The following is a 10690-nucleotide window of genomic DNA, read 5'->3' as shown; positions in this document are numbered from 1 at the left end:
ATGAAAATTCTAAAATACTACTTCCAAAACCACCTTTAACAGTTCCGTCTTCAAAGGTTATAATATTTTGAAACGAACTAAAAATTTGATGCAATAACTTTTCATCTAATGGTTTTATAAATCCAAAATCATAAAGAGCAATTTCAGATTTATTTTCTATTTTTTCTAACGCTAAAGCCACATTATTTCCAATAAAACCTGTTGTTAAAACAGCAACTTTACTTCCAGATTTTAGTAAATGAGCTTTTCCAATTTCTATCATTTTAAAATCTTCAAGAGTTGGAATTTTCCAGTTTACAAATTTTCCTCTTCCTCTTGGATATCTTATTGCAATTGGAAATTCTAATCCTAATGATGCTGTAAATAATATATTTTGCAAATCTATTTCATCTTTTGGAGCATAAATTATCATATTGGGAATGCAACTTAAATAAGCAATATCAAAAACTCCGTGATGAGTTGCACCATCTTCTCCAACCAAACCTGCTCTGTCTAAACAAAAAATTACTGGTAAGTTTTGTAAAGCAACATCGTGAACAACTTGGTCATAAGCGCGTTGCAAAAAAGTTGAATAGATGTTACAAAAAACCACCATTCCTTGAGTAGCCAACCCTGCTGAAAGTGTAACTGCGTGTTGTTCAGCAATTCCCACATCAAATGCTCTTTCTGGAAAAGCATCCATCATAAATTTTAAAGAACTTCCGCTTGGCATTGCTGGTGTAATTCCAATAATTTTGGGATTATTTTTTGCTAATTCTACTAATGTTAATCCAAAAACATCTTGAAATTTTGGAGGTAGATTTTCGTCCGATTTTAAATAAATTTCTCCAGTAACAGCATCAAATTTTCCTGGCGCGTGATATTGAACCTGATTTTCTTCTGCTTTCTGTAATCCTTTACCTTTGGTAGTAATTATATGTAAAAATTTTGGACCTTTTACTTTTTGCAAACGTTTCAATTCTGAAATCAAAGCATCAATATTGTGACCATCAATTGGACCAGAATAATCAAAATTCAATGATTTTATCATATTATTTTGCTTATGATTTTTTCCTTCTTTAACAGATGTTAAATAATTTTTTAAAGCACCAACACTTGGGTCAATTCCTATGGCATTGTCGTTTAATATTACCAATAAGTTAGCATCAGTAACTCCAGCATGATTTAACCCTTCAAAAGCCATTCCGCTTGCAATTGAAGCATCGCCAATTACAGCAATATGATGTTTGTTTTCTCCTTTAATTTGAGATGCAATTGCCATTCCCAAAGCAGCAGAAATAGAAGTAGACGAATGTCCAACACCAAATGTATCATAAACACTTTCGCCACGCTTTGGAAATCCAGAAATACCGCAAAGTTGACGATTGGTATGAAAATTATTTTTTCTTTCCGTTAAAATTTTATGTCCATACGCTTGATGTCCAACATCCCAAACCAATAAATCATTTGGTGTGTCAAAAACATAATGCAAAGCAATAGTAAGTTCAACAACGCCAAGACTTGCGCCAAGATGTCCTTCTTTTACAGAAACAATATCAATTATAAAATCTCGTAATTCTTTTGCCAATTGTGGCAATTGTGAAATTTCCAATTTTCGTAAATCAGTTGGATTAATGATGTTTTGAAGTAGATTGCTTTTCATTAGTGTTTAAAAAGCAAATTTACGTTTTAAAATCGAAATTATTTATTTTTTGCTTTGACAGAATCAGTAATTATTTCAGTTTTAACCTTACCATCAACATATTTATATTTAAGTATAGAATCTTTTGGAGGCATTACCATTCCTAATGTGATATTTTGCTTTTCAATTGTATCCTCAACAACTGCAACTTCGCCTAAAGGAAAACCTTCATCATTTTTACAACTAAAAAGTGTAGTTCCCATAACAATAAAAAGTATAAGTAAAAATGCTTTTTGAAAAGACATTTGTTGGTTTAATACACTTTTAGGAATAGTAATGTCAAATGAATCAAGTTGGTCTTTTTTAAATCTTCCGCAAACGTTTACATCTTTATTTTTAATAAAATAGTTTTGAATTTCTGCAGATTTCATTTTAGTAAAATCAACAACACTTTTTATACATACATTACAAAATCGTCCAGTTTCATCTGGCGACATTGAATTCCAATTTTCCTTACATGGTTTAGGAACAGTTATGATTAATTTAGTATTCATAAAATGTTATTTTATTATTTTAATTGTAACGAAAATTATTCCAAAATCGTATTTTTGTTTTATGGACAACATTTTCACCGACGAATACTTCATGAAAAAAGCTTTACAAGAAGCTAAAACAGCTTTCGATAAAGACGAAATTCCAGTTGGTGCAATCATAGTAATTGATAATAAAATAATTGCAAGAAGTCATAACCTTACCGAATTATTAAATGATGTTACTGCTCATGCTGAAATGCAATCTATAACTGCTGCTGCAAATTTTCTTGGCGGAAAATATTTAAAAAATTGTACATTATACGTTACTATAGAACCTTGTCAAATGTGTGCTGGTGCTTTATACTGGAGTCAAATATCTAAAATAGTTTTTGGAGCAAGAGATGAACAACGTGGTTATCTAACTTTAGGAACACAATTACATCCAAAAACTGAAGTAATTCAAGGAGTTTTAGCCGATGAAGCAACCGCTTTAATGAAACTTTTTTTTGCTACAAAAAGAAAATAAAAGGTAATTCTATTTAGAAGAAAAATAGTCCAAAAAATATTTTACATTTACTACAATAAACAACGTACATTATCAGTTATGCTAATAATTGAAAGTGTTAAATTTTCATAAAATTCTTTAAACAAGTTCTAACAATTAATCCCTTTTACAAATGAAGACCAGCAAATTAATCGGTTTGTTTTTAGCAATCTTTGTGTTGCATTCTTGTTCTAAAAAATCGGCTGCCGATTTTAATTCTGATTTTTCATTGTATAAAGATTTTGTCTCGAGTTTCTCCTCGGGTTTTTCTTCGGTTAATTCTGATTTTCGAGTTCAATTAGTATCCAATAAATCCAATTGGAAACCCAATCAAGAACTAGACGATAATTTATTTGATATTTCTCCTTCTATTTCTGGAAAAGTAGTCGCGCTTTCTGCAAATACTATTGCTTTTATTCCTAAAGAAAAGTTGGATCAAAATACTTTGTATCAAATTACCTTAAAACTTTCTAAAATTTATAATAATGTTCCCAAAGAACTTTCGGATTTTAATTTTTCTGTAAAAACCTATAAGCAAGATTTTATTGTTAAAACAGAAGATTTACAATCGTACAGTAAAGACTATTATTACCTTCACGGAAGTATGAAAACCGCTGACAATATGAGTTTTGAAGACGCCCAAAAACTTATAAAAGCCAATCAAAGTGATAAAGATTTAAAAGTAAAGTTTGATAAATCAGCTTGTACAAAAACAGAATTTAAATTTTTAATTGATAGTATTCCTCGTTTAGATTCTAATTCAGAAATAGAAATTTCTTGGGATGGAGACGATTTAGATATCGATACCAAAGGAAAATTACTGTTTCCTGTTCCTGGAAAAAATCAATTTAAAGTATTGAAAATTGAAGTTGGCGATGAAAATAATCAATCAGTTTTAATAAATTTTTCTGATCCATTAAAGAAAGATCAAGATTTTAAAGGTTTAATTTCTATAGAAAATACTAATAATTTAAAATTTACAACCATTGGAAATGTTTTAAAAGTATTTTATAATAATGAGCCAAAATCGTCTGAAACTGCAATAGCAACTGCTGTTGATGTTGGCGCTGTTGCCGTTACACAAGTTATAGATTCTACAGCAGTAGTTGATGTAGCAACTGTAGATAGTGCAGCAGCAGTGGTTCAAGATGCAGCTAGTAATTACGATGTTGCAGAAGTAGTTTCATCAATTGAAGAAGCATTTTCTGGAACTAAATTGGTAGAAGTTTTTCAAGGAATTGAAAATATTTATGACCAAAAAATGAAAATGAATTATTCTGAAAAATTAGTTTTTGATCAAATAAATCCAGGTGTTAGATTATTAAAAAGTGGAACGATTTTACCAAGTTCTAATAATTTAAAAATAAATTTTGAAGCGGCAAACTTAAATGCTGTTGATGTAAAAGTATACAAAATTTACAAAGACAATATTTTGCAATTTCTTCAAGATAATCAAATAAACGGTACTCGAAATTTAAAACAAGTTAGTCAAGCTATTGCAAAATCTACAATAGAATTAAAACAAAATAATTTACTCAATTACACTAAATGGAATACTTATGCTTTAGATATTTCTAAAATTATTGAACCTGAACCTGGAGCAATTTACAGAGTAGAATTTTCATTTAAGAAAAAATATTCTCTTTATAAATGCACTAGTTCTTCAGATACATCTGATGAGGAACAAAATAATGATGAGGAAGAAGATGAGAATGATGTAAATTATAGTCAAAATAACTATGATGATTATTACTATGAAGAAGATTATAATTATCGCGAAACTCAAGATGCATGCTCGGATTATTATTTTTATAACACCAAAATTGGAACTAATATTTTAGCTTCCGATTTAGGAATTATTGCCAAAAAAGGAATAGATAAATCTGTAGTTATTGCTGTGAGTGATATTGTTTCTACCGATCCAGTTTCTGGAGCAACTGTAGATTTATATAATTATCAACAGCAAAAAATTGCAAATTCTACAACTGATGGCGACGGAATGGTTTCTTTCCAATTAGAAAAACACGCTTATTTTGCTATAGTTTCTAAAGGAAAAAATACAACTTATATAAAACTAGATGATGAACTTTCGCTGTCTGTAAGTAATTTTGATGTTTCTGGCGAAACGTTACAAAAAGGATTAAAAGGATACTTGTATGGCGAACGTGGCGTTTGGCGTCCAGGTGATACTTTATTTATGGGTTTTATTTTAAATGATAATGCCAATAAATTACCTGCTTCACATCCAATAAAATTTAAACTTAATAATCCTAACGGAAAAACTACGTATGAATCGGTTCAAAAACTAAGTGATTTAAATCATTATAAATTTGTTGTTCCAACAGAATCTTCTGCTCCAACAGGAAATTGGGAAGCAATTGTAAGTATTGGTGGTGCACGATTTTATAAAAACATCAAAATTGAAACTATAAAACCAAACCGATTAAAAATTAAAAATAGTTTTAACGAAGCGGTACTTTCTACATCTAAAAACAACATCAATAACATTCAAGTTTTATGGCTTCATGGTGCAATTGCAAAAGATTTAAAAACTGAAGTTCAAGCTAAATTTTCACAACAAGTTACTACTTTTAAAGGATTTGACAACTATGTTTTTGATGATCCAACACGAAGTTTTTCAACTGAAGAAGTAAATATTTTTTCTGGAAAAGTAGATGCAAATGGTCGCGCTTCTATTCCTATAAATCCAACTTTGCAAGGTCAAGCACCAGGAATGTTAAAAGCCGCTTTTATTACCAAAGTGTATGAAAATGGTGGTGATGTTAGTACAGATGTTGCTTCAACTTCTTATTCTCCATACAAAACTTATCTTGGTGTAAAAGCTCCAGAACCTAACAAATATGGAATGTTAGAAACCGCAAAAGTAAATAAATTTGAGATTATTAGTGTTGGCGAAAACGGAAAACCAAAATCGGTAAAAAATCTTGATGTTCGTGTTTACAAATTAGAATCTCGTTGGTGGTGGGATGCTTCTAATGATAATTTATCGAGTTATAATTCTTCAAATTCAACTATTGCATATAAAAATTTTAGAATAAATACAGATGCTTCTGGAAGAGGAAACGTAGCATTTGCTGTAGCAGAAAACGATTGGGGAAATTATTTAATTCGAGTTTCAGATCCAACTGATGGACATTCTACAGGAATTACAACTTACATTGATTCGCCATATTGGTCGTCTAAAAGTGAAACCGGCGGAACTGCAACAATGTTAAAATTTTCAACAGATAAAACTAAATATGCTGTTGGCGACAAAGCAAAAATATATTTTCCGTCTAGCGAAGGTGGAAGAGCTTTAATTTCGGTAGAAAACGGAACTAAAGTTGTAAAAACACTTTGGACTAAAACTAAAGCTGGAGAAACTTTGGTAGAGTTACCAATTACAGGAGAAATGGCTCCAAATATTTATATAAATATTACACTTTTACAACCGCATGCATCAACTAAAAACGATTCGCCTATAAGAATGTACGGAATTGTTCCAATAGAAGTTATCGATAAAAACACCGTTTTAGAACCAGTAATTTCTATGCCAGATGTTTTTAGACCAGAGCAAACGGTAAACGTAAAAGTATCTGAAAAGCAAGGAAAAAAAATGACCTATACCATTGCTGTTGTTGATGAAGGATTGCTAGATTTAACTCGTTTTAAAACTCCCAATGCTTGGGATAGTTTTTATACAAGAGAAGCATTAGGTGTTAGAACTTGGGATATTTATGATGATGTAATTGGTGCTTATGGAGGAAAAATAAATCAGGTTTTTAGTATTGGTGGCGATGCCGATTTAGGTGGTGGAAAAGCCAAAAAAGCCAATCGTTTTAAACCAGTTGTTATGTATTTTGGTCCGTTTACGTTAGAAAAAGGTGCTTCTGCAAATCATAAAATTAAACTTCCAAAATATATTGGATCTGTAAAAACTATGATTGTAGCAGCCGATGCAAGTACAAGTGCATACGGAATGGCAGAAAAAGCTACGCAAGTTAAAAGTCCGTTGATGGTTTTAGCTTCGTTACCAAGAAAAATTTCTCCATCAGAAAAAGTTACAATACCAGTTACACTTTTTGCAACAGAGAAAAATATTAAAAATGTAAAACTTCAAATTATTACAAATAATGGTGTTCGTGTTATAGGAAGTTCAACTCAAATGGTAACTTTTACAGAACCAGACGAAAAAATGGCCTACTTTAATTTAGAAGTTGGAAGTGCAACTGGATTAGGAAAAATTCAGATTATTGCAACATCTGGAAAAGAAAAATCTAATTATGATGTTGAAGTTGATGTTACCAATCCAAATCCTGTGACTAATGCTTATACTGATATTATAATTGAACCAAACAGTTCTAAAACTATAAATTGGACAACATTTGGCGTAAGCGGAAGTAACAAAGCCAAGATGGAAGTTTCCTCTGTGCCAACAATAGATTTTAGCCGACGATTGGATTATTTAATTCAATATCCACACGGTTGTGTAGAACAAACAACATCGTCAGTTTTTCCACAGTTGTATCTTACAGATGTTATGGATTTAGATGAAAATCGCAAACAAGCAATTCAAAAAAATGTAACCGCAGGAATTCAGAAATTAAGTAATTTCCAGTTGTCAAATGGCGGATTTTCTTATTGGCAAGGCAATACCGATGCTGATGATTGGGGTTCATCGTATGCAGGACATTTTTTAATTGAAGCAGAGAAAAAAGGATATGTTTTACCAATAAATTTTAAAGCTAAATGGATTTCTTATCAACAAAAACTAGCAAAACAATGGCGATTTGAAAACAGAAACGGAAACGATTTTGCGCAAGCATATCGACTTTATACATTGGCAATTGCAGGTTCAGCCGATTTGGCTTCTATGAATAGATTGCGTGAAACGGTTGGAATTTCTAACGAAAGTAAACTTCGTTTGGCTGCAAGTTATGCCATAATTAAACAAAATGCTGCAGGTTTAGCATTATTAAGTAAAGCTAAAATTGATGAAGAGTCAGAAAATGGTTATTACTATTATTATGGTTCTAGCGATAGAAATCGTGCCATGGCATTAGAAACTTTAGTATTGTTAGGACAAAAAGCTAAGGCATTTGCAATGGCAACGAAATTGGCTAAAAATCTTTCTAGTAACGAATGGATGAGCACACAAACCACAGCTTATGGATTGTATGCCATGTCTAAATTTGCAAAATCTAACGGAAGTAAAGGCGTAAATATTCAATATTCTAATGGTGGAAAAGCTGTTGTAATCAATACTAATAAAACAATTTCTCAAAGAGATTTGACTATTAAAACAGGTACAAATGCAATTACAATTAAGAATAATAAAAACAATACCATTTTTATTCGAGTTTTAAATTCTGGAATTCTTCCTGTTGGAAAAGAACAAGTTATTCAAAATAATTTAACTGCAAGTGTGCTTTTTAAAGATAGAAAAGGCAACACAATTTCGGTAGCTAAAATTGCACAAGGAACAGAATTTATTGCCGAAGTAACACTTAAAAATGGTAAAAATGAATATGTAGAAAACATTGCACTTTCGCAAATTTTACCTTCTGGATTTGAAATTGTAAATACGCGTTATACTGATTTTGGTGACGCAACCAACAACATTGCCGATTATATTGACATTCGAGATGACAGAGCCAATTATTACTTCGGACTAAAAGCCAATGAAACTCGTAAGTTTAAAATATTGTTAAACGCATCTTATTTGGGTAATTATTATCTTCCTGGTTTGCAATGCGAAGCAATGTACGACAACGATTTTCTTGCTCGAACTAAAGGACAATGGGTTGAAGTTGTAAAATAGTTTTTATCCTAACAGGTTTTATATCCTAACATGTTTTTTTAACCTGTTAGGTATTAAAGAAGAAAATAAATTGAGTTTATATCCTAACAGGTTTTTTTTAACCTGTTAGGTATTTAAGATGAAGATTTTTAAAATAAATATACCTAACAGGTTAAAAAAAACCTGTTAAGATAACGAAAACTAATATAATATGAAGAATGATATTTTTGAAGCAGGCGTAATTTATCATTTTTATAACAGAGGTAACAATCAAGAAAATATCTTTTTAGAAGATAAAAACTATTTTTATTTTCTACAATTATTAAAAAAATATCTTTTGCCTATTTGCGATATTTATGCTTACTGCCTTTTAAAAAATCATTTTCATATTGCATTAAAAATTAAAGAAAAACAAGAATTACCAGAAAAATATCAAGAAAAAATACATTTACCTTTTTCAAATTTATTTAATTCTTACTCTAAAAGTATCAATAAAGCTTATGATAGAAAAGGAAGTTTATTTCAAGAACATCCACAAAGAAATAGAGTAGAAAATGAGGAATATCTTAGACAACTTATAGTTTATATTCATCTAAATCCTGTAAAGCATAAATTTATAGAAGACTTTAAAGAATATAAACACTCATCTTTTAAAGCTTATCTTTTAAATAAAGAAACAAATCTTGATAAAGAATTTGTACTAGAACTTTTTGGAGGTATTGAAAATTTTATTTTTTATCATAACCAAAATAAGATAAAATATGAAGGTTTAGTTGAAGATATTGATAATTTTGATTTAATATCCTAACAGGTTTTTTTAAACCTGCAAGGTATTTGAGAATAAAAATAAATTGAATTAATATCCTAACAGGTTTTTTTAAACCTGTTAGGTATTTAAGAACAAAAATAAATTGAGTTAATATCCTAACAGGTTTTTTTTAACCTGTTAGGTATTTAAGAAGAAGATTTTGTAAATAAATATATATCAGTTTTTTTACCTTTCGGGTGTCTAAAAAGAAGATTTTTAAAACAACTATACCTAACAGGTTAAAAAAAACCTGTTAGGATAATAAATATAATTTAACTTTTATAAAGTTGAAACATAAACTAGTAGCGTTTATAAAACGCGTCTCAAACTACATAAATAACAACAAAAAGAAATCTATAATAGGATTTATTCTTTTAGTGATTTATTATTTTTCGTTACCAAGAACATTATTTGTAGAACCCTATTCTACAGTAATAGAAAGTAACGATGGTGAACTTCTTGGAGCTAAAATTGCTCGCGACGGACAATGGCGATTTCCTGCCAATGACAGTATTCCAAACAAATTTAAAAAATGCATTGTCTATTTCGAAGACGAACATTTCTATCAACATTTTGGATTTAATCCAGTTGCCATGGTAAAAGCAATTCAGCAAAATCGTTCTGCAGGAAAAGTAGTTCGTGGCGGAAGTACATTAACGCAACAAGTAATACGTTTATCAAGAAAAAATAAAAAACGAAGTTATTTTGAAAAAGTTATAGAACTCATTTTATCTACACGATTGGAATTTCGTCATTCTAAAGAAAAAATTTTAGAATTATACGCGGCACACGCACCTTATGGCGGAAATGTAGTGGGATTGGAAATGGCATCTTGGCGTTATTTTGGCGTGCAAGCTCATCAACTTTCTTGGGCGGAAAGTGCCACATTAGCCGTTTTACCAAATGCTCCAAGTTTAATTTATCCTGGAAAAAATCAAGAGAAATTATTAAAAAAACGAGATTTACTTTTGCAAAAATTGTACAAAGATAAAATCATAGACAAATTAACTTATGAGTTGGCTTTAACCGAACCTTTGCCTCAAAAACCTTATGTAATTCCGCAAACTGCTCAACATTTGCTACAGCGAATTGCTAAAACAGATGAAGGAAAAAGAATCAAAACCACAATTGATATTTCATTGCAAAATAGAGTAAATCAAATTGCAAACCAATATTACAATCAGTACAAGCAAAATGAAGTTCACAACTTGGCAATTATTGTAATTGACATTCAAAATCGCAATATTATTAGTTACGTTGGCAATTCTCCAACAGATAATGATCATGATAAAGATGTTGATATTATTGGTGCGCCAAGAAGTACAGGAAGTATTCTAAAACCATTATTGTTTGCTTCAATGCTAGACGATGGTGAAATTTTGCC

At 30.3% G+C, this 10690-nt stretch carries 6 protein-coding genes; 4 read left to right on the top strand and 2 right to left on the bottom strand.

What is annotated here, in order from left to right; all coding sequences use genetic code 11:
* Positions 1–1642: 1-deoxy-D-xylulose-5-phosphate synthase (locus ACH2BC_RS00140; protein WP_395051883.1), on the bottom strand; the 1642-nt coding region annotated here is incomplete at its 3' end.
* 38 nt (positions 1643–1680) lie between these two features.
* Positions 1681–2175, bottom strand: a complete 495-nt coding sequence (locus ACH2BC_RS00135) for a hypothetical protein (RefSeq protein WP_395051882.1) — start codon at positions 2173–2175, stop codon at positions 1681–1683.
* 61 nt (positions 2176–2236) lie between these two features.
* On the opposite strand from ACH2BC_RS00135, the gene ACH2BC_RS00130 reads away from it, so the two are divergent.
* The 4 genes from ACH2BC_RS00130 to ACH2BC_RS00115 form a co-directional block, all read left to right on the top strand.
* The gene (locus tag ACH2BC_RS00130) at positions 2237–2680 is read left to right on the top strand and encodes a nucleoside deaminase (protein ID WP_395051881.1); all 444 of its coding nucleotides are present in this window, start codon (positions 2237–2239) and stop codon (positions 2678–2680) included.
* A gap of 151 nt (positions 2681–2831) precedes the next feature.
* Complete coding sequence (locus ACH2BC_RS00125; RefSeq protein WP_395051880.1) at positions 2832–8519, top strand: alpha-2-macroglobulin; 5688 nt, start codon at positions 2832–2834, stop codon at positions 8517–8519.
* A 190-nt stretch (positions 8520–8709) separates the two neighbouring features.
* The gene (locus ACH2BC_RS00120) at positions 8710–9306 is read left to right on the top strand and encodes a transposase (RefSeq protein ID WP_395051879.1); all 597 of its coding nucleotides are present in this window, start codon (positions 8710–8712) and stop codon (positions 9304–9306) included.
* A 287-nt stretch (positions 9307–9593) separates the two neighbouring features.
* Positions 9594–10690, top strand: a 1097-nt coding sequence (locus ACH2BC_RS00115) for a transglycosylase domain-containing protein (protein ID WP_395051877.1), incomplete at its 3' end; no start/stop codon positions are given.

It is taken from the genome of Flavobacterium sp. (genome assembly GCF_043760115.1).
Lineage (GTDB): Bacteria > Bacteroidota > Bacteroidia > Flavobacteriales > Flavobacteriaceae > Flavobacterium.
The sequence above is the reverse complement of the archived record's forward strand: the minus strand, read 5'-3'. Positions and strand labels throughout refer to the sequence as shown.